Source organism: Ruminococcus sp. (assembly GCF_024691275.1).
In the GTDB taxonomy this organism is placed as follows: Bacteria; Bacillota; Clostridia; order Oscillospirales; family Ruminococcaceae; genus Ruminococcus.
This window is the reverse complement of record NZ_JAILNU010000033.1, coordinates 37,577-59,068: the sequence shown is the minus strand read 5'-3', so window position 1 is coordinate 59,068 and position 21,492 is coordinate 37,577. Positions and strand designations below refer to the sequence as shown.

Annotated in this window: 15 protein-coding genes; 6 read left to right on the top strand and 9 right to left on the bottom strand. The window is 43.4% G+C overall.

Going from position 1 to position 21,492, the window contains the following annotated elements; genetic code table 11:
• Positions 1 to 365 precede the first annotated feature (365 nt).
• Positions 366 to 2,000, top strand: a complete 1,635-nt coding sequence (locus K6G33_RS04225) for a class I adenylate-forming enzyme family protein (protein ID WP_296776623.1) — start codon at positions 366 to 368, stop codon at positions 1,998 to 2,000.
• Between the two features lie 168 nt (positions 2,001 to 2,168).
• A complete protein-coding gene (locus K6G33_RS04220; protein WP_296776621.1) occupies positions 2,169 to 2,672 on the top strand; it encodes a sporulation initiation factor Spo0A C-terminal domain-containing protein in 504 nt (167 codons plus the stop codon).
• Between the two features lie 534 nt (positions 2,673 to 3,206).
• Here K6G33_RS04220 and K6G33_RS04215 read toward each other — a convergent pair.
• The 5 genes from K6G33_RS04215 to K6G33_RS04195 are packed head-to-tail and all read right to left on the bottom strand — an operon-like array spanning position 3,207 to position 8,681.
• Positions 3,207 to 4,181, bottom strand: coding sequence for an ion transporter (locus K6G33_RS04215; RefSeq protein ID WP_296776619.1), 975 nt, complete (start codon positions 4,179 to 4,181; stop codon positions 3,207 to 3,209).
• Positions 4,174 to 5,598 carry a deoxyguanosinetriphosphate triphosphohydrolase gene (locus K6G33_RS04210; protein ID WP_296776617.1) on the bottom strand — a complete coding sequence of 475 codons (1,425 nt, stop codon included), beginning with the start codon at positions 5,596 to 5,598 and terminating at the stop codon, positions 4,174 to 4,176. Before K6G33_RS04210 ends, K6G33_RS04215 begins: the two co-directional genes overlap by 8 nt.
• Entirely contained in the window at positions 5,595 to 6,302 is a 708-nt protein-coding gene (gene sfsA / locus K6G33_RS04205) for a DNA/RNA nuclease SfsA (RefSeq protein WP_296776614.1), read from the bottom strand. Before sfsA ends, K6G33_RS04210 begins: the two co-directional genes overlap by 4 nt.
• Positions 6,274 to 7,917 carry a hypothetical protein gene (locus K6G33_RS04200; protein WP_296776612.1) on the bottom strand — a complete coding sequence of 548 codons (1,644 nt, stop codon included), beginning with the start codon at positions 7,915 to 7,917 and terminating at the stop codon, positions 6,274 to 6,276. Before K6G33_RS04200 ends, sfsA begins: the two co-directional genes overlap by 29 nt.
• The gene (locus K6G33_RS04195; RefSeq protein WP_296776611.1) at positions 7,914 to 8,681 is read right to left on the bottom strand and encodes an AraC family transcriptional regulator; all 768 of its coding nucleotides are present in this window, start codon (positions 8,679 to 8,681) and stop codon (positions 7,914 to 7,916) included. Before K6G33_RS04195 ends, K6G33_RS04200 begins: the two co-directional genes overlap by 4 nt.
• 152 nt (positions 8,682 to 8,833) lie before the next feature.
• On the opposite strand from K6G33_RS04195, the gene K6G33_RS04190 reads away from it, so the two are divergent.
• Positions 8,834 to 10,198 carry an MATE family efflux transporter gene (locus K6G33_RS04190; RefSeq protein WP_296776608.1) on the top strand — a complete coding sequence of 455 codons (1,365 nt, stop codon included), beginning with the start codon at positions 8,834 to 8,836 and terminating at the stop codon, positions 10,196 to 10,198.
• 221 nt (positions 10,199 to 10,419) lie between these two features.
• On the opposite strand, the gene K6G33_RS04185 is transcribed toward K6G33_RS04190, so the two are convergent.
• Together K6G33_RS04185 and K6G33_RS04180 are read right to left on the bottom strand one after the other, a co-directional pair.
• The gene (locus tag K6G33_RS04185; protein ID WP_296776606.1) at positions 10,420 to 11,709 is read right to left on the bottom strand and encodes a hypothetical protein; all 1,290 of its coding nucleotides are present in this window, start codon (positions 11,707 to 11,709) and stop codon (positions 10,420 to 10,422) included.
• Positions 11,706 to 12,299 carry a sigma-70 family RNA polymerase sigma factor gene (locus tag K6G33_RS04180; protein ID WP_296776605.1) on the bottom strand — a complete coding sequence of 198 codons (594 nt, stop codon included), beginning with the start codon at positions 12,297 to 12,299 and terminating at the stop codon, positions 11,706 to 11,708. The genes K6G33_RS04185 and K6G33_RS04180 overlap by 4 nt, the downstream gene beginning before the upstream one ends.
• 285 nt (positions 12,300 to 12,584) lie before the next feature.
• Here K6G33_RS04180 and K6G33_RS04175 point away from each other — a divergent pair, with 285 nt between their 5' ends.
• The 3 genes from K6G33_RS04175 (at position 12,585) to K6G33_RS04165 (ending at position 17,312) form a co-directional block, all read left to right on the top strand.
• Complete coding sequence (locus K6G33_RS04175) at positions 12,585 to 15,080, top strand: heavy metal translocating P-type ATPase (RefSeq protein WP_296776602.1); 2,496 nt, start codon at positions 12,585 to 12,587, stop codon at positions 15,078 to 15,080.
• Between the two features lie 135 nt (positions 15,081 to 15,215).
• Entirely contained in the window at positions 15,216 to 16,337 is a 1,122-nt protein-coding gene (locus tag K6G33_RS04170) for a GTP-binding protein (RefSeq protein WP_296776601.1), read from the top strand.
• A gap of 24 nt (positions 16,338 to 16,361) precedes the next feature.
• The gene (locus K6G33_RS04165) at positions 16,362 to 17,312 is read left to right on the top strand and encodes a GTP-binding protein (RefSeq protein ID WP_296776626.1); all 951 of its coding nucleotides are present in this window, start codon (positions 16,362 to 16,364) and stop codon (positions 17,310 to 17,312) included.
• Between the two features lie 322 nt (positions 17,313 to 17,634).
• Here K6G33_RS04165 and K6G33_RS04160 read toward each other — a convergent pair whose 3' ends face one another.
• Both K6G33_RS04160 and K6G33_RS04155 read right to left on the bottom strand, forming a co-directional pair.
• The gene (locus K6G33_RS04160) at positions 17,635 to 19,713 is read right to left on the bottom strand and encodes an elongation factor G (RefSeq protein WP_296776598.1); all 2,079 of its coding nucleotides are present in this window, start codon (positions 19,711 to 19,713) and stop codon (positions 17,635 to 17,637) included.
• 101 nt (positions 19,714 to 19,814) lie between these two features.
• Entirely contained in the window at positions 19,815 to 21,365 is a 1,551-nt protein-coding gene (locus K6G33_RS04155; RefSeq protein WP_296776595.1) for an oligosaccharide flippase family protein, read from the bottom strand.
• Between the last annotated feature and the right edge of the window lie 127 nt (positions 21,366 to 21,492).

Sequence of the window (21,492 nt, the reverse complement as noted above, 5' to 3'; positions counted from 1 at the left end):
CATTGCTATTGCCACTCCTTGTTCCTCCTGTACACAAGCTCTTTCTCTTATTATACAGGATTTTTATTTTAGTGGCTCATTTTTTTATTATCATTTTGAGGCTAACTGGCTCAGTTTTATTTTAGCATACATATATTAATTAACCTGAAATAAAATCAGCGCGAATCAATTAAAACCTACTGTTTTGGTAATAAAGTTTATGCAATGTGCTGAAATTTTCAGCTGCGATTTGTCTATTAAAAAACAAAATAAGTATTTACTTCCATGTCGTTTTATGTTAAAATAGAGATAGTTTATCGCTTTGCAGCTTTTTGGCTTTTATCAGTCAAAGTACATGGGCTGCAAATACAGAAAGGACAATCATAATGCCAATTACAGAATTGCTTGAAAGAAATGCCAGCTTGTACGGCAGCGATGTCGCTCTCGTTGAGGTCAACCCCGAGATCACTGAAGTTCGCCGTATCACATGGAAAGAATATGAACTCATAGAGCCAAATCCCGAATGTCACTACAGACGTGAGATCACATGGAAGGTCTTCGACGAAAAGGCTAACCGTTTCGCTAATATGCTCATCGAAAGAGGTGTACATAAGGGAGATAAGGTAGGCATACTTCTTATGAACTGCCTTGAGTGGCTCCCTATATACTTCGGCGTACTCAAAGCGGGAGCTCTTGCTGTTCCGCTCAACTTCAGATACACTGCCGATGAGATAAAGTACTGCCTCGACCTTGCAGAAGTTGATATCCTCATGTTCGGTCCTGAATTTATCGGAAGGATCGAGGAGATAGCTGATGATATCAGCAAGAACAGGCTCCTTTTCTACGTTGGTGAGGGCTGTCCTTCATTTGCCGAGCACTATGACAGCCTTGTTGCAAACTGTGCAAGCTCAGCTCCTGATGTTAAGATAAGCGACGACGACAATGCAGCTATCTACTTCTCATCAGGTACAACAGGTTTCCCGAAGGCTATACTCCATGACCACACAAGCCTTATGCACTCCGCTAAGGTTGAACAGAATCACCACGGTCAGACAAGAGATGATATTTTCCTCTGCATTCCCCCTCTCTATCATACAGGCGCGAAAATGCACTGGTTCGGCAGCCTTTACTCAGGCAGCAAGGCTGTTCTCCTCAAGGGCGTAAAGCCAAAGTCTATTATCGAGACCGTTTCCAATGAGGGCTGTACTATAGTATGGCTGCTCGTTCCGTGGGCACAGGATATACTCGATGCTATCGACAGAGGCGATATCGACCTTTCAGAGTACCAGCTCGATCAGTGGAGACTCATGCATATCGGCGCACAGCCTGTTCCTCCTTCACTTATCGCTCGCTGGAAAAAGGTATTCCCGAAACACCAGTACGACACAAACTACGGTCTCAGCGAGTCTATCGGTCCCGGCTGCGTACACCTTGGCGTTGAAAATATCCATAAGGTAGGCGCTATCGGTAAAGCAGGCTTCGGCTGGGAGGTTAAGATAGCTGACGAAAACGGCAATACCGTTAAGCGCGGAGAGGTCGGCGAACTTCTCGTAAAGGGCCCAGGCGTTATGAAGTGCTACTACCGCGACGAAAAGGCTACTGCCGATACTCTCAAGGACGGTTGGCTCTACACAGGCGATATGGCTCAGGAAGATGAGGACGGCTTCATTTACCTCGTTGACCGTAAGAAGGACGTTATCATCAGCGGCGGCGAGAACCTTTACCCTGTTCAGATCGAAGACTTCCTCAGAAGCCACCCCGCTGTCAAGGACGTGGCTGTTATCGGACTTCCCGACAAGAGACTCGGCGAGATAGCTGCTGCTATCATATCCATAAAGGAAGATCACAACTGCACAGAAGAAGATATCACAGCATTCTGTCAGAAACTTCCGAGATACAAAAGACCGCACAAGATCATCTTTGCTGATGTTCCAAGAAACCCCACAGGCAAGATCGAGAAGCCAAAGCTTCGTGAAATTTACTGCGGAGAAAGTCTTGTTGCAAAACAGATCAAAAACTGATATTAAGAGCAGCTTCGGCTGCTCTTTTTTGCGATTTGGAAATATTCGACAGAACTCGTCAATGTGCGACAAAATGCGATATGTAAAAAATATCCGAAATATGGTATAATTTATTTGATATCATCAGAGCCTATGATATGTCTGAAACCATTAAAGGAGCAGGCGAAAATGTTAGAAGTAAAAGAGAATACAAAAAACAAAGAAAAAAATGAAAACACAGTATCCGCTGAAAACAATACAATTAAAGAGGTAACTGAAAATTCCGAAACTCCTGAACCCACAAAAGGAACTCAGCCACACGAGCTTGCAGCGAAAAATGTCAGTCTCGAAACTATTGTCGTAAATACCATTATGGACCTCGGCATCTCACCTTCTACAAAGGGATATCATTATCTTAAAGACGGTATAATGCTGTGTTTGGCAACCGATGATAAGATACCCACAAATAAACAGATATATACTCAGCTCGCTGAGATGTATTCTTCATCTGAGAGCGCCGTAGAACGTGCTATCCGTCATGCAGTCAAGTCAGGTTGGCCGAGACACAGTGATAATCTTGCGTATATGATATTCAAACATACTCTCCAGAGCAAATTCGATGTTCCGACTAATTCGGTCTTCTTCACGACTGTATCAGAATGGATAAGAGTATATCGCAATTCAAACCTTTGATCTGTAACTGCATCAATTCTGTTTTTTATCTTGCAATGCTTTTGCAAGTAAAAACTCCGTTATTTTACAATAATTAGATACATAATAGCCCCGATCTTATCTGATAAAGTATCATTATATTCACGAAAACTGCGCTTTCTGAGATGTATTAATAGTATCAGATCGACTTAACTATGACAAAACTGAATAGACAACCAAATACTGCCCTTTCAGATAATGTCTTTAAGCTAAGAAAAAGATGTAAGAGCCATAAACTCTTACATCTTTTTTTCTTATTGATATTACTCCTTACAGAGACCTTTTCGCTATACCCCCATAAAAGGACAAAAGCTGTATTCGCCTATGAATACAGCCCTCTGATTTGTCCATTACAAAGAAATCGCCGCGGTACGGTTGTTGTGCAGATCACCGACCTCGGTCACGCTCAAATAATCAACCCAATTATTTTCGCATTTATATTATATCATTTTTAATCAGTCTTGTCAATAAGCGGAAGGGCTGTTTGTTCGATATTAACAAATATTGCACACTTTTTTATATCTTAGATAATTTTTCACTTCTTACAATTAGAATATCATTTTTCTTTATCTTCACTTCATCAAGGGGAACAATAGTTATATCACCGCGAAGTATCACGAGTATCCTTACATTGAATTTCTCGGCAGCTTCGCGTACACATAGTCCGTAAAACTCGCTGCTGCGGTCTACAAGTACTTCGCCGACCTCAGTGATATCAGGAAATTTCACGTCGGAGTGCTGGTTTTTCGTGTACTGCTCAACAAAACCTGCACTGATGATACCTGTGGGAATAGCAACTACTCCTACTCCGAGAAAAGCTATACATATCGCCATAAGCTTACCGATAACAGTTATGGGGTAGATATCACCGTAACCAACGGTTAGAAGCGTCGAAACGCTCCACCATATTCCCGAAAATGCATTGCTGAATATCTCAGGCTGTGCATCATGTTCTGCGCTATAGATACCCAGCGATGATGCAAGCATCAAAACAATGATGATAAACACCGATGATATGATCTGGTTCTTTTTATCAATCAGAACTGTTGTGATTATATGGAACGAATCATAGTGCGCATTTACTCTGAAAAGGTGGAATATCCTTACTACTCTCAGCATTCGGAAAACAATAAATCCGCTCAGGAAGAAAAATGGAAGGATCGTCAGCAAGTCAACTATACCGTCAAAGGATCGCAGGAACTTTAAACGTGCCGATATTTTGTTTTTTTGGGGGTAAAGAAGATCTGCCGTCCAGATTCGCAGGATATACTCCACACAAAAAACCGCTATTGTTACAGCTTCGATCGTCTTGAAAACAGGATATAAGCTTTCAAGCTCATCAAAAGTCTCAAGAAAGACCGTTAGTATATTCATTATGATGACAATTACTATAAAAAAGTCAAATGCACGGCTTATAAAGTCATCGCGGTTGCCTATCTGTATTATGTCAAAAATACGCCTTTTCAAGCTCTTTTTCTTTACATCACTCAATGCCGCTCAGCTCCCTGTAAAGTTTTTGTGCATAGCCGTCTGTCATGCCGCAGATATAATCAGTAACAAGCATTAGCCTGAGATAGAGCTTTTCTGCCTCTGACCTGCCTTCGGAATGTATCTTATATGCACGTATGTAGTTCTCGGAAACAAGCTCCATTATCCTCTGCTGTATTGCAGAACGATTATACTCCGTATCATACAGTACCGCTGCACTTGTCAGCTTGCAAAGCAGGAATTCGTATATCTCTCCTGCTGCGATCTCAAGCTTGTATATCGACTTTGAACGGAATACGAATCGGCAAGCCATATCACCGAGAGCATACGCAATTGCATTTCCATGAGAAGCTGCAAGGAGCTCTTTCGGGAATGTTCCCTCCATGATAGCGTCATAATTGCTTGTAAAGCCGTATGCCGCACACTTCAGAAGAACTCCCTGCACATAAATTATCCAACGCTGAACCGCATTCTGCTCAGGTGATGAAACATTTTTCTCAACTGCATTCCTATAGTAATATTCCAGCTTGTCCGCAGCCTTTTTGTACTCAGCAAGCTCTCCGTCATCTGCACATTTGATGATATAAGTGTTCCTCAGCTCGTCAACAAGCCTTGAATAGCTTATGAATCCCTTTTTCACAGCATCTTCGATGTCAGCTGTCTTATACGCGATATCGTCTGCTGCTTCGAGTATGAATGCCAGAGGATGACGGCAGCTGCCTGCTCCCGTACTGTTTGTGATATCCTCGAATATCTCCCTGTCTGCGTAATAGTAACCCATTTTCTTTTCGCGGATATTGCCGCTTTCCTTATTGATGCCTGTAGAGGGCACGGGATACTTTATTATGGTATTAAGCAGAGTATAAGTAAGGTTCATTCCGTTTTCATCAACAAGAAAATGCAGCTTCGTTAGCAGTCTCAGCGCCTGTGCGTTGCCTTCAAAATTATAAAGATCTCCAATCATCTGCTCATTGAGGATACGATCTATCTTCTTGCCGCCAAGTTCCATATTTCGGAGATTTCTCCTGAACCAGTCTCTTACATAGTCCTCGCCGAAATGACCGAATGGCGGATTGCCGATATCATGTATAAGTCCTGCACATTCGAGCACACTGCATATCTTTTCGATGTCAGTCTCTGTAAGGTCACTGTCCTTGCCGTTTTGCAGGATATACCTGAATATCATCTGTCCAAGTGACTTTGCAAAGGACGATACCTCCAGAGAATGAGTGAGCCGTGTTCTCACAAAGTCTCCCCTGTCAAGCGGAAAGACCTGTGTTTTATCCTGTAATCTGCGAAAAGAAGCACTGCCGATTATACGGTGATAATCCTTCTGGAACTCATTTCTCGGGTCACTGCTGACCGCTGACGTAGATGTGCTCCTTCTTCTTTTTTCGCATAAAAGTTTTTTCCAGTTCATATATCCAACTCCGTTCTGATATTTATGGGCCTGTCTATAGTAATGCTGTCAGGAGTAACGATACAGTCATAAGCAAGCAGCTTTACTCCTGCCTTCCCGGCTTCTGCAAGAGCTTCTCCGAATTCACGGTGAGTGGCAATATTGGATCTCAGCTCGCGCATCTCCTTCATTTGTATAACGAACAGAAGATATGCACCAAAGCCTTTATTTTTAGCATCTATAAGCTCATATATATGCTTTACGCCTCGTTTCGTGGGAGCATCGGGGAAATATGCTATACCGTCATTTTCAAGGGTAACGCCTTTAACTTCAAGGAACGATGTTATTCCGCAGTCAACTATACGGAAATCAAAGCGTGAAGCCCCATATGTACATTCGCGGCGTATCACAGCCTGCTCCGAAAATAGCTCGCCCTTTCTCAGCCATTCCTCAGCTGCGCTGTTCGGTATCTGCGAATCCATATTCACGAGCAGCGGTGCTTTGCCCCTTCGGAGCTTCTCGACAGCGATAAGATCGTATTTTGTTTTCCTGTTCGGATTGTCCGACATCTCCACATAGACCTTGCAGCCGACGGTAAGCAGCTCCCTGCATCTTCCTGTATTCTTGACGTGTACGGTCTCTTTTCTGCCGTCAATGAGCACTTCTGCGATAAATCGGTTAGGGCGGCAAATGAATTCAGCTGTTTTTATATGTTTGTACTTCATAGTCTTTACCGTAGAGTTCTCTATATGTTTCAGCAGTACACATTACGTATATATCCGTTTTATCTGTTTTGTCCTTGAATATCCTGTCACCGACACCTGTAAATGCTATTGCGATATACTTCTCATTAAAGCCAAGGGTCTCGCACACGTATGATGTTTCTACAGGCACATCGCATATCATAAAATCAGGAGCTCCATGCAAGCTTATTTCTTTTGCCTCCTCAGCGAAAACATCTTCGGTACATACCACATGAGACAGGAACGACAGTCCATTGTACATATTATAGTAGATATTCTTGTCAAAGTATGCGTTTGAAGCCACACTTGCGCCGTTAAAGATATGCGGGTCGCTTTTTTCCCATGTCGTCAGGAGCGTCCTGTCCTGAAGATCGTACTTCTTTATCCACTGTGCAAGAGATGATGCAGGATCATATACTTTTTTTATCTCGTTGTAATAGCTCATACCGTTCCAGAATACATTTACCGCTGAAAAAACGATGACAGCTGTTAACACGATACCCCTTGACATTTTCTCAGACATTCCTGCCTTCTTTATAGGCTCGGTGAATTCCGAAAGCGTTATCCTTTCCTTTTCCGCAGCAGTCCACAGAACAAACAGCATATACATTATGAAGATACCGAAATGATGCGGCTTTATGTACATTGAGGTCAGAACAGCGATACAAGCATACGGAATGAACATTTCTGAGAGCATTCTTCTCTTTTTGCATATCATAAACAGTATCGTCCAGATAATGAGCGATATTATCCCGGCAGCGATAAGCTCACTTATCGGGTTCGCTTCCTCGCTCATATACATTATCTCAGAGGAAAATGATGTAACAAGATTCTCCGAAGGGATAAACAGCCAGCTCAGCAGATAACAGGCAAAAAAGCCTTTGTTATCCGATGCAACTACTCGATTCATAGCAAAAGTGTCGGAATACGGCATTATCTCAGCTATAATAGCAAGTGCTCCCATAAGCAGGAAAACATAGCATACAAGCAGCTTTTTGCATTTTATGATGCGGGCTGCCATTTTGCCGACGCTGCGTTCTCTTATTGCTTCACCCGCCATATCAGCAATAATGATCCCCCCTGCAAATGCAAGACCATATGAATGAGTCAGACACATAAATAACAGCGCAGCTGTATATCTCATCGGCTTTTCATACCGCTTTCCGTAAAATACAGCCGCAAGCAGACAGGCAAAGAGCAGCATCATATACGGACGCGACACAACACTGTACTGGTACAGCAGATAGAAGCTTGCAGGTATCATGATCTTTGTGATCCTGCTGAACGGCGAAAAGAACTCGATCATCAGCAAAACAGCTTCAACAAAGATGAGATTAAGCAGCTTTAATGCAGTTTCAAAGGGAAGTCCAATGGTTATTCCGCATTTTAAGAGCAAATGCCACAGCGGAGGGTGTCCCTCGTAATGCGTCCAGTGAAGTATGATATCATGAAGAGACGAATCTCTTGCAATAAGATAAGCCTGAGCCTCGTCGAACCACGGTTCGTGGAAGTACAGTCCAACAATAACAATGATATTCACAATAACTGTCACAACAACTGCTGTTATGAGATCTTTTCTTTTTACTGTATCATTCATATTTTCTTCTTCCCTCCTATATCCTCGATAACGTCCATATAGTGCAACTCTCTGTATTTTTTGGGTGTCATTCCGACCTGTTTCCTGAATGTGCTTATGAAGGCGCTCTGTGACGAAAATCCAAGGGCAAGCGAAATGTCAAGACATGAAAAATCCGAATTTTTCAGAAGATTCTCCGCTGTTCTGACTTTCTCCCTTATAACAAAAGACTTGACACTCATGCCTGTTTCCTTTGAGAAGAGCTTTGAAAGATATGACGGATTCAGCCCGACGTGCTCCGACAGAACATTTAATGTAAGCTCCTCATGCAAATGCTCATATATGTAGTCAATACACCTGCGTACATGAAGTGAGATAACGTTTTCCTTTTTGAGTTTTTTCATTCTCTCGGCAAAATCTATCTGCATATCTCCCAGAAGGTCTAAAATCGCATTGACATCGTTCATTTTGTCTGCTCTCTGGATATATATATCGCTCAGAGTATATGCAACATCGTGCGGCAGTCCGTCCTCTACGCAGAATCTTGCGATAAGTGCGACCGCAGTAACAAAATGATACATTATATTCCTTACAGGATCAGATGAAAGAGTTCCCTTTCCCTCCGCAAAGTTTCTGCGCGCTGCTGCATAAAGCTCCCTGATGCCTTCAACATCGCCTGACTGGATAGTTCTGTAGAATTTCAGCTCCTGTTCAAAGGGATTGCGTGTAAATCCGTCATTTTTCTGCAAATAGAGCCTGTAATTGAGGTCACGATCTGTTTTCATAAGCTCACCCCGATAATAATATTGCACTTCTATTATAGCTCATTTTTGATATAAAAGCAATATTTCTGATATAATTTATGAGCTCCATTGAATATAATATATGACAGTGAAAAGAAGAAATGATAAATTAACGCTTCAAAGGAGGCGCTGATATGGCTAAAGTCAACGACCTTACACAGGGAAAAGTTTCAAGCCTTATTTTAAAATTTTATTTTCCGATGCTGCTGACCAATATGCTTCAGCAGATGTACAACATAGCGGATACAGCCATAGTCGGAAATGGCCTCGGTGACAATGCACTTGCCGCCGTAGGAAATATGTCCTCTCTTACATTCCTGATATTCGGTTTTTCAATGGGACTTGCCAACGGCTTTTCTGTAATAGCTGCCCAGAGCTTCGGCGCAAAAAACTACGAAAAGCTCCGCCGCTCGGTAGCATCTTCGGCACTCCTTTGCTTTATAATTGCTATAATTCTTACTACTCTCAGCATGGTTTCATTAAAGCCTGTCCTGCGTATGCTCAGAACAGATGATGCTATAATGCACGACGGTCTTGTATACGGATACTTTGTATTCGGCGGACTGATCGCAACTATAGCGTATAATCTCTGTTCGTGCATACTCAGGGCTCTGGGCGACAGTAAGACACCTTTCATAGCGATCATAATTTCCACGATCGTAAATATCATACTTGATACCTTCTGCATCTTCGTTTTAAAAACAGGTGTTGAGGGTGCTGCAATTGCAACGATATTATCGCAGGTCGTATCTGCATATATCTGCTGGCGCAGGATAAGAAATATAGATGTTCTTGATATCACAAAAGCTGACTTTCAGGGGAACAAAGCTCTGTATAGAGAGCTTTTCAAAAACGGTCTGCCAATGGCACTCATGAACTCCATAACAGCAGTAGGCTGTATGGTGATCCAGTACTTCGTAAACGGTCTCGGAGTTGCTTACACGACTGCATATTCAGCTTGCAGCAAGTTCATCAACCTCTTTATGCAGCCTGCCTGCACTGCCGGATTCGCTATGTCCGCATTCACCAGCCAGAACTACGGTGCAGGAAGGTTTGACCGTATCCGCGAGGGACTTCATGTATGTATCGCCATTGCAACAGCAGCATATGTGCTGCTTGGTACAGTAATGGTCTTCTTCCCTGAAGCCCTTGCAAGAATAATGGTAAACAACGCTGAAACAGTGAGCATTGCAAAGACCTATCTGCCTATATGCGGTATCTTCCTGTTTGGTGTGGATTACCTCTTCGTATTCAGAAACGGCTGTCAGGGCTTTGGAAAGCCGCTTGTGCCAATGATATCGGGCATAGTTGAAATGGCTCTCCGCATCTCTGTCATAGCGCTGTTCATACCTGTTCTCGGATTCAGTGCTACGGCATATGCTGAAGCTTCTGCATGGATAGGAGCACTTCTGCTCAATATGTCCGCATTTGAATACACGCTTAACAAGAATCTCGGTCACAAGTCCATAAGACGTAACGAGATCAAAACTGCTGCTTGATCCCGACTGTTTTTCAGTCGATCAATATTAAACCCTTAATCACTCCTGACCTCCGCTGTCTGCATAAGCCGCAGACAGCATTTTTTTGTCAAAACAGCCCATAAGCATAAGCGGTGTGCTCATATAGAACTTTACACTCAATATCTCACGTAAAAACTTCTATATGAGTACCAACTTTTACTTATGGGCTGTTTGTTATCTTTCTTTTGTAATGTGTCTGCTCAACCATTATACAGGCTGTTTTCCAGATCAGAGTGATGAATGTAGAAACTTGTATTGGTCTGAGGTCCGTCAATAATAAACTTGACCGTCGGATCACTGTCAGAAGAATAATAAAAGTACATATTCGACATATAAAAGCGCATACTTTTCTTCATATCAGGAAATGCAGGCGTAAGCAGCATTCCGTATCTGTTTTCAGAGTCACCAAATGTCTGGAGAGTGTCATCTAATAATTTCTCGCCTGCAAGCTCAAACGGCTTAAAGCAGTTTATAGTATTATATTCATCTGCCGATTTTGGCAGTGAGAAATAATTTTTTCGTACAAACTTTGTACTCTTCTCTTTCGGAAACGCCGAATCGTCGTTGTAATCCAGCGAACACTTCCATAATTCTTCCGATGAAGGTATACTTACGCTCACAAATGAATCATTTACCAGCTTTCCGCATGATATGTCATACCCATATGTTTCACCCTCTATCGGACAAGAATATACCACATCTGTATTCAGTAACATTATCTCGCTGCCAAGCTTGAATATCTGCTGTTTTTCATATGATGCAACACCTGTCCTGATATCGTTCTTGTCAACTAAAACGCCGGTCCCATCACTTGTGAATGCATTTTTAACAGCTTCTTCAGCTTTAAACGACATCTCCGTCATTTTGATTTCTTTGTATATCTCTTCAAGCTCTTTATCTGAAAAAGTTGCCTCCGATCTCGCAGCTGCAAGAAAACTATGATCTGTGAAATTACCTGTATACTCAATGGCATATATCTGATTTGTCTGTATATCGTTATATGTTCTTACAAAAAGTCTCACCTTTGCATCTGTATTGTCACTTTGACCGAACGGACAATCATAATGCGGATCGACCAACAAACCATAATCAATATATCTGTTCAACGGTATGTCACAAACTGTATATCCTTCCTTTGAGGTCTCGTTCAGTATCTCTGAAACCAGCAGGCTGTATTCATTGTCTCCGTTATTTCCGAGTTGTGCAAGAAAATCCCGAAACGGAGCTGTTTTAGGTAAAACACATACGCATATCACTGCCGCAGCTGCAACAGCAGCCCACTTCATGAATGGCGGCGTTCTGCGCTTTCCTGTTACGTTTTCAAGGTCACTTACGGTAAACTCGCTATCTGAAAAAAACGACTCCTTTTCCGGAAAAGCTCTTGCAGATATTTTGCCAAAGCAATCGACCGACGAAGAAAGCTCCTTCATTTTATCTTTGAGTTCCTGTTCAAACTCAGTATTATCAACAAGCTCATTTTTCTTATTCACTGGTCGTCACCTGCCTTTTCCTGCAATATTGAAATAGCCTTCTTATACCTTGATTTTACGGTAGATTCAGGACATTTCATTATTTTAGCTATCTCCTTGAACGTCATATCGACACAGCACCTCAGCACTACCGTCTGACGCTGTTTGTCGTTAAGACCTTTGAGAAGCTGATTTATGTAAATACTGTCCTCGACAGTCTTGTCTGCCTCGCCAATGGTCTGAATAATATAGTTTTCAGCCTCTTTTTTGTATTTTCGGCTAAGCTCTAATGCAACGTTGCGGGCAATTGTGAGGATAAATCCCTTGCCATCCCCTTTTACTGCGGAAAAACGCTTGACTCTTGGCAGTCTGACAAAGGTCTCGATAACGCAGTCCTCTGATAGATGATAATCGGAAGTAATACTGAATGCCACAGCAAAAACGCTGTCCTTAAACATGGTATACAGCTTACTCAGGCTCTCTTTTGACTCGGAGCAGCTCATGATAAGCTCATTTATACTGTTATCCGCACTGTTTGATGCGGTAATCTGAGTGAAAAATGGTAAAATCTTCCCGTCACCTCCGCTAATAGCTTTAATGTCGGCATTCATGATATCACTCCTTTTGCTGTTTTGCCATAGGACACAGCCTTCCTCACATGTGTATTTGAAAGCATTCATATATAAGTGATTTCAGAAGCCGAAAAAGACGAAGTTTTTCAAAAGAATTTTGTAAGTATTCATAAATTTTTGAACGAAAAATGTTCGGCACAAACAAATTATATCATTTAATATCAAAAATTGCAAGAAAATCCTTGTAAGCTATTGACAAACACGTCAATTTATGATATATTAATCATATGAACAACCGTTCATATATGAAAGGACAGTGGTCTTATGGAGAAATACTTTTCCGTTAACAACCTTGGCTGCGCTCACTGCGGAGCCAAAATAGAAGAAGCTATAAGCAAACTTGAATGTGTGGAATCTGCCGTTCTGAACTTCCCCATGCGAAAGATCAAAATATGCGGCGATCTAACAGACACATTCCTTGCAACGATCAATAAGATCGCAAACTCTATCGAAGCAGGCGTTACGTTCTCGCCTATTGAAAAAGCTCATGAACACCATGAGCATCATCACCACGACGGCGAATGCGACTGCGGTCACGATCATGAACATGAACACAGCGGTGACGGTCATTGCGAAAAGATTTTCACAGTGAACGACCTTGGCTGCGCTCACTGCGGTTCTAAAATAGAAGAAGCCATTCAACAGCTTGAATACGTTGATTCGGCTGTACTGAACTTCCCGATGCGAAAGCTTAAAATTCACGGAGAGCTGCCCGAAAACTTCCTTGAAACTATCAACAGCATCGCAAACTCCTTTGAAGCAGGTGTTACCTTTTCCCCTGCTGAAAATGCTCACAAACACGAGAAACACGAACAACACCATCACGACAGCGAATGCAGCTGCGGTCACGACCATGAGCATGAACATCAAAGCTCAGAGTCTTCCAGATCTCATACACATTCACACGAAAAAGGCGGCTTAAAGCATGAAATTATCCCGCTTATCTGTGGAATTGCTTTTTTTGCAGCAGCTGTCATCTGTGAAAAAACTGCTGATATCAAGATCCTGAACTTAGTGCTCTTTGCAGCTGCTTATCTTATACTCGGCTCGAATGTTCTTCTCTCTACACTAAAAAATATCAAGGCGAAGAATTTCTTCGACGAGAATTTTCTCATGACAGCTGCCACGATCGGCGCTTTTGCTCTCGGAGAGTATGCCGAAGCAGTAGGAGTTGTCCTTTTCTTCCGCATTGGTGAGCTCTTCGAGGATTACGCCGTTGAACGCAGCCGAAAGGCTATCACTGACGTTGCCGGACTAAAGGTCGAAGAAGCCGATGTGCTCAGGAACGGCGAATTTGTACGCATTGATTCTGACGAGATAGAAGTAGGCGATATTCTGCGCATAAAAGCCGGCGAGCGAATCGCTGCCGACGGCATCGTGGAATCAGGTGAATCAAGAATCGATACATCTGCTGTAAACGGTGAACCTGTCCCCGTGACGGTCCGCAAAGGTGACGAGGTTATGTCCGGCTGCATAAACCTTTCCGAGACATTTACACTCAGAGCAACAGCTGCTGCTGCCGATTCCATGATATCAAAGATCGCTCAGGCAGTCGAGGACGCTTCTGCAACAAAGCCAAAGATAGACCGCTTTATCACTCGTTTTGCAAAGGTGTATACACCTATTGTCATCGCAATAGCTCTTGCAACCGCTATTATCCCGTCACTTATCACAGGAAACTGGAGCAAATGGATCTATTCGGCACTTACATTCCTGGTAATAAGCTGCCCGTGCGCACTTGTACTCAGTGTTCCACTGGCATATTTCTCAGGTATCGGTGCTGCTTCAAAACTCGGTATCCTCTTTAAGGGCGGAAACGCTATCGAAGCACTCGGCAAGATAAAAGCTATCGCATTCGATAAGACAGGAACTCTCACAAACGGAAGCTTTACAGTTACAGATATAAAAACTTATGCCAATATAAGCGAAAACGAGCTCCTTGCAATTTGCGGAAGCTGCGAGCAGAGCTCCACACACCCCGTTGCGGAAAGCATAACAGACTACTGCCGCAGCAAAGATATAACTCTCACTGAGCCTGAATCAGCAAGCGAGATAGCAGGTCGCGGCATATCGGCTTCCGTTCACGGAAGAAATATACTCTGCGGTAACGAGCGTCTCATGAACGAAAACAGTATCCCCGTTCCTGACGAGAAAACTGCTCTCGGCAGCGTTGTGTATGTAGCCGTTGACGGTAAGATCGCAGGAAGGATAATCGTTTCGGATACAGTTAAGAAGTCCTCTGCATCTGCAATTTCACAGCTCAAGGCTATGGGCGTAAAAACTGTTATGCTCACAGGAGACAAATCCGAAAATGCTTCCGTTATGGCACAGCAGCTCGGTATCGACTCAGTAAAAGGCGACCTTCTTCCTGACGGAAAACTCGCCGAAATAGAGCGTATCCGAAAAGAAAGCGGCGCTGTAATGTTCGTAGGCGATGGCTTCAACGACGGACCTGTTCTTGCAGGCGCAGACGTTGGCGGAGCTATGCAGAGCGGTTCTGACCTTGCCCTTGAAGCATCAGATGCCGTATTTATGAACTCTGAGCCTGAAGCAGTCGTAAAGGCAAAGAGAATTGCCGACAAGACTCTTCGCATCTCCTATGAGAATATCATATTTGCTCTTGCAATAAAAGCTGTTGTGCTTGTACTCGGTCTTATCGGTCACCCGAATATGTGGCTTGCTGTATTTGCCGATTCAGGCACAGCAATGTTGCTCATATTCAATTCCATAAGGATACTCAACACAAAAAAATACAGATGACCTATCAGCGCAGACACTTCTTTTATCCCCGATGTCTGCGCTGTTTTTATATTTTCCGCGCATAAACAAAGACTTGATTTATATAGATCAATGTGATATAATATAATTTGAATTTAAAAGAAAGAAGTGTTTTACATGACAAAAATCACAATCTTCTCTGGCTTTCTTGGTGCAGGAAAGACCACTCTCATAAAGAAGCTCATACAGGAGGGCTACAAGGGCGAGAAACTCGTTCTTATCGAAAATGAATTCGGACAGATCGGCATTGACGGTGGATTTTTACAGGACGCAGGCGTCGAGATAACAGAAATGAACTCGGGCTGCATCTGCTGTAGTCTCGTGGGAGACTTCGGCAAGGCTCTTGAAAAAGTTCTTGCAGATTACGCTCCCGACCGTATCCTCATCGAGCCTTCAGGTGTCGGAAAGCTCAGCGACGTTATCCGCGCAGTTCAGAACATCAACGCTCACGACGTAGTGCTTGACGGCTTTACCACAGTTGTTGACGCAAAGAAGTACAAGATGTATATGAAGAACTTCGGCGAATTCTTCGATAACCAGATCAACTATGCAAGCTGCCTTATCCTCAGCCACACAAGCGGTCTTTCTCAGGATAAGCTCGACGACTGCGTAAAGAGCCTCCGCGAAAAGAATCCTGCTGCTCCTATTGTTACAACTGAGTGGGACGAGCTCACAGGCAAGCAGCTCGTTGACGCAATGACACAGAAAAACACTCTTGATGATGAATTGAAGGAGCTTCTCGAAGAAGCTGCACATCACGATCATCACCACCACGATCATGACGAGCATGAGCATCATCATCACGACCATGATGAGCACGAGCACCACCATCACGATCATGATGAGCACGAGCACCATCATCACGATCATGACGAACACGAACACCATCACGACCATGGTCCCGACTGCACTTGCGGCTGCCACGACCATGACCATGACCACGAACATCATCACCACCATGCTGATGAAGTCTTCACCAGCTGGGGCAGAGAAACTACAAGAACATACACTACCGACGAGATACAGGCTGCTCTCGAAGCACTGGGCAATGAGGAAAAGTACGGTATGATCCTCCGTGCAAAGGGTATCGTTGCAGGCGCTGACGGAAAATGGATACACTACGATTATGTACCTGGAGTTCCCGATGTTCGCACCGGAAGCGCAAGCACAATCGGCAGACTCTGTGTTATCGGTTCAAAAATAAACGAAGAAGCAATCGCAGAGCTCTTCAAGGCTTGATCGAAAGGAGATTTTACCGTGCCTATGCAGGACGATGTTATTCCGATTTATTTGTTTCTCGGCTTCCTTGAGTCGGGAAAAACTAAGTTCATACAGGAAACTCTTGAAGACAAGCGCTTCAATAAGGGAGAAAAAACTCTTCTTCTGATATGTGAGGAGGGCCTTGAGGAGTACGATATCTCTCGTATGCCGAAGAAAAACATCATAACTCACGTTATTGATGACAAATCCGAGTTCACTATGGAGAACTTCACAAAAATACTGAAAGACAGCGGCGCTGAGCGCATAGTGCTGGAATACAACGGTATGTGGCTCATGGACGACCTTTTCAAGGCTATGCCCGATGATACCACTATTGCTCAGATAATGTACTTTGTTGATGCTTCAACCTTTGCAAACTATAACGCCAATATGCGCAGCCTTGTCGTGGACAAGCTCAACAGCGCTGAAATGGTGATCTTCAACCGCTTTGAAGAAAAATACGATCCGCAGGAATTCCATAAGATCGTTCGCGGTGTCAGCCGAAAAGCCGAGATAGTATACGAGTATACCGACGGCAGAGTTGCTTATGACGATATCGAAGACCCTCTCCCCTTTGATGTTGAAGCCGACGAGATCACTATTGAAGACAAGGATTTCGCTCTCTGGTATCGTGATATCATGGACGAGCCCATGAAGTACGACGGCAAGGTCATGACATTCAAGGTACTTACCGCCAAAAACAACAAGTTCCCTGTAAATACCTTCGCAGTCGGTCGTCATATCATGACCTGCTGCGTTGAGGATATCCAGTACTGCTGGCTCGTGGCTCAGTACGAAAGCGATAATGCTCCCGTAAATAAGGACTGGATAACTGTCACAGGCAAGATAAGCGTTCAGAAGCATAAGCTCTACCGCGGAAAAGGTCCTGTACTTTACGTTCAGAGCTTTGAAAAGACAACAGCTCCCGAACAGCCCGTTGCTACCTTCTATTGATAGTAAAAGCTCCCGTATAAGCAGCGTACTCATATAGAAACTTTACACGAAATTATTGAAGAAAAACCCTTTTTCAAAAGGTTTTTCCTCAATATCTCACGTTAAAACTTCTGTATAAGTACCGAGCTTAATACGGGAGCTTTTTTAACAGTACTTTCCACATTCTGTTAAATTGTTGTTGACAATAGTGAAAAGTTATAGTATATTTTCTATAAATCATTGGATTTTCTTTTATTTTCAGATCATATACCGTAAAAATAGGGAACGCCTAAACGACGTTCCCTATAATTGTTTCATATTTAGTTACAGCATAGCTGAATCATCACTCGATTGCTCCTACGGAAGAAATAACTTCTGCAAGAAGATTTGCAGGAAGCTGCTCATATCTCACGAAATCAAATGTGAAGCTTCCGAGACCTCTTGTTGTCTGACGAAGATACATTGCAAAGTCGTGCATCTCACGCATAGGAACTTCTGCCTGTATCATTGTAACACCGTCACCTACAGGCTCCATACCAAGCACTCTGCCTCTGCGCTTGTTGAGCTCACCCATGATATCACCTGTATTGTCATCAGGAGCAGATACCTTCAGCTCGCCTATAGGTTCAAGCATAACAGGGTCAGCCTGTCTCAGACCTTCCTTGTACGCAATGGAAGCAGCTGTCTTGAATGCCATTTCCGATGAATCTACAGGGTGGTAAGAACCGTCTACCAGTATAGCCTTCAGACCAACTACAGGACAGCCTGCGAGAACGCCCTTTCTGACGCTTTCTTCCAACCCCTTCTGAACTGCGGGGAAGTAATTCTTAGGAACAGCTCCGCCGAAGATCTTCTCCTCGAATATAAGTGTATCGCTTACGCATGGCTCGAACTCTATCCAAACGTCACCGAACTGTCCGTGACCGCCCGACTGCTTCTTGTGTCTGCCCTGAACCTTTACCTTCTTGCGGATAGTCTCCTTGTAAGCTATCTTAGGAACGGTAAGATTTACCTCAACGCCGAACTTTGTCTTGAGCTTAGCAGCTGCGACTTCGATGTGCTGTTCGCCGAGACCGCTGAGTATCTGCTCCTTTGTAGTGTCGTCCTGAACATATGTGAGAGTAGGATCTTCCTCAGTAAGACGCTGCATACTTGAAGATATCTTAGCCTCATCGCCCTGAGCTTTAGCCTTTACAGCCATTGAATAACAAGGCTTCGGGAATTCCATTTCAGCAAACTTAACGACCTTTGCGGATTCGCAGAGTGTATCACCTGTGTTTGCGGATATCTTTGAAGCAACTACGATATCGCCTGCATAAGTAGCTGAAACTTCGGTCTGCTTCTTGCCGCAGAGCGTATAAAGCTTGCCTATTTTCTCGCTTCCGCCTGTTGAAGCATTCACAACGTCGCAGTTTGCGGAAAGCTTGCCCGACATAACGCGGATAAATGACATCTTACCTACGAACGGATCTGCAACTGTCTTGAATACGAAAGCAGACAGTGGTGCATTTACATCACACTCTATCTCAGTGATATCATCAGCAGCTGTAGCTTCTGCTTTGTTTACTTCATTTGGTGAAGGAAGAAGAAGCTCGATTTCCTTCAGAAGCATATCTATACCTGCCAGATCAGCAGCTGACGTGCATACAACAGGAGTGATGATACCTCTGTTCATACCGTCGTGGATACCGTCAATAAGCTCCTTCTGAGTGAAAGCTTCTCCCTCGAAGAACTTCTCCATGAGTTCCTCGGAAGTCTCTGCAACAGCCTCTGAAACAGCTGCAACAAGACCCTCAACACGGTACTCGAATTTCTCGGATATTTCAGCTGTAGGCATATCAGTCTCGATAGCGTTGCCCTTAGCATCGTATTTATAGCACTTCATCTCAATAAGATTAACATACTCAACTATCTTGCCGTTGCTTATAACAGGTACAACAACAGGGCATACTGTAGGACCGAAAACAGTCTTGAGCTCCGTAAGAACATTGAAGAAGTTAGCGTCCTTATCATCTATCTTAGTTACAACGAACATCTTGGATTTGCCCTGCTTCACAGCTTCATTGTAAGCCTTTCTTGCACCGACTTTAACGCCTGATTTTGCAGAGACCGTTATCATAACAGTATCAGCAGCTCTGATTCCCTCGATCATTTCAGCAGCAAAATCGAATAAGCCCGGAGTATCGAGCAAATTTACTTTAAGATCGTTATATTCAAAAGAAGCAAGAGATGTTCCTATCGAAATCTTTCTCTTTATCTCTTCAGGATCGTAATCGCAAACTGTTGTGCCGTCAGCAGTCTTGCCGAGACGGTCGGAAGCTCCTGCTTTGTAAAGAATTGCCTCTGCAAGAGAAGTTTTTCCCGAGCCGTTGTGGCCTGCAAATGCTATGTTTTTGACCTTGTTTACATCATATTCTTTCATGGTAAAGTTTCTCCTCTTAAATGGTTTATCCGTCTTTTATGCACGGCATACAAATATTATAATTCATTAATAAAAAAATTGCAATACTAACACAAAATTTTCTACATTCTATAGTACACGACCAGTTGTTTGTTGTGCAGTATCACTAAAATATTCTTCCTGCATTTACGAAAAAGCTTTACTTTCTCCAATGAGCAGTAAATCGTGAAGTATGCACCTCCCCATAATAAAGTGTATATCAACATTACAGGAACCGTTTTTTCGGCTATATTCGCCAGTTCAAGGAACATCTCCCCGACGAATACAGTGACCGCAGCCAATATAAGCGGCATCACAATTGTTCCACAAAGTTTCCGTTCCGCCCCCGTTGACTTCGTTACCTTTATGAAACGCGAACAGTTCCCGAAGACATTGCTTGCGTAATATGATATCACCACACCGTAAAATCCTATATGCGGTACAAAAATAAGCACCGCGGATATCCTTATAACGTACTCGATGAGATAATTCACAGACGAAAAGCTCTGCATACCCATTCCCTTTATAACAGCTTCAAGGACTATCTCCATATAGATAAACGGCACTACAGGTGCTATCATTGTTATCATTCGTCCTGCAAGCTCTCCGCCGCCAAGAAGCTCTCCAAGCTGTGAGCCGAAACGCATTAGTACAGCTGCCGAAAATATCGAGAAAGCCATTGTCCATGCAATTATTCTTTCCGTGAACATCTTTATCCTGCACTTGTTATTCTCTGCCTTTGAACGCGCAGCCTCGCTGACTATTATCCCCGACATTGAACACAGCACTACCGACGGAAAGAATATTGCAGACAGTACTATCCCTTCAAACACACCGAATTTACTCAGTGCTGCTCCTGTTGTATCACCGTATTGACGCTGACATACAGGTATCAGAGCATCATTGGTGCTGCTCAGTACAGCTGTAAGCAGACTTCCACCCATTATCGGAAAGCATTGGGCTGCATACCGCAAAAAGCTGACCGAGCACTTCCCTTTTTTCTTTTGCCTCAGCTTCATGAATGCAGCTGTGAACCACAGCATTGACACTGCATTTCCTGCTATTATGCCGCCTATCATTATGCTGCATACCTTATTCTCATCAGGAGCGCTTTCGAGCATAGTTGCCGCAACTATAACTCCGCAGCGCACAACAAATTCTGCAATGTCCCCTGTTGCCGTTACAGCAGCTCTGCGGCAAGCATTGAAGTATCCCTTCAGACAGGCTGAAACAGCTCCTGTAACAAGAGCAATCGGCATAAGCCGTATAGCCGCTGTCATATGTGCTCCGCTGAAAAAGCGCCTGCTTATAGGCTCAGCAAGTACGAATACACCTGCGGACACCGCTGCACTAAGCATAAGACAGAGACAAACAGCATGACCGAGAACAGCATCGGGAGAGCCGTTCTTTTTGCCCAGCTCTTCTGAAACAAAACGGCTTGCGCATAAAAATGCGTTTCCATTGGACAGTATGCCCGCAAGTCCCAGAAACGATCCCATAAGGCTTAGTATACCAATAGCGGAAGTTCCCAGTTTTTTTGTCACAAATACGTTCAGAAGCAGCGCTGCCGTATCAAGTATCAGCTGCATAACCGTCAAAAGAATAGTATCCCGCACTATCTTGCTTTTTATCATCACAACTTCCTCCAATATGTACTTATACATTCTATGAAGAACTCGTAATAAAAATGACATAACGTCATATCTTTTTTGCATATGTCGACTTTCCTGCTTGACATTGCCGCTCATTTGCTTTATAATT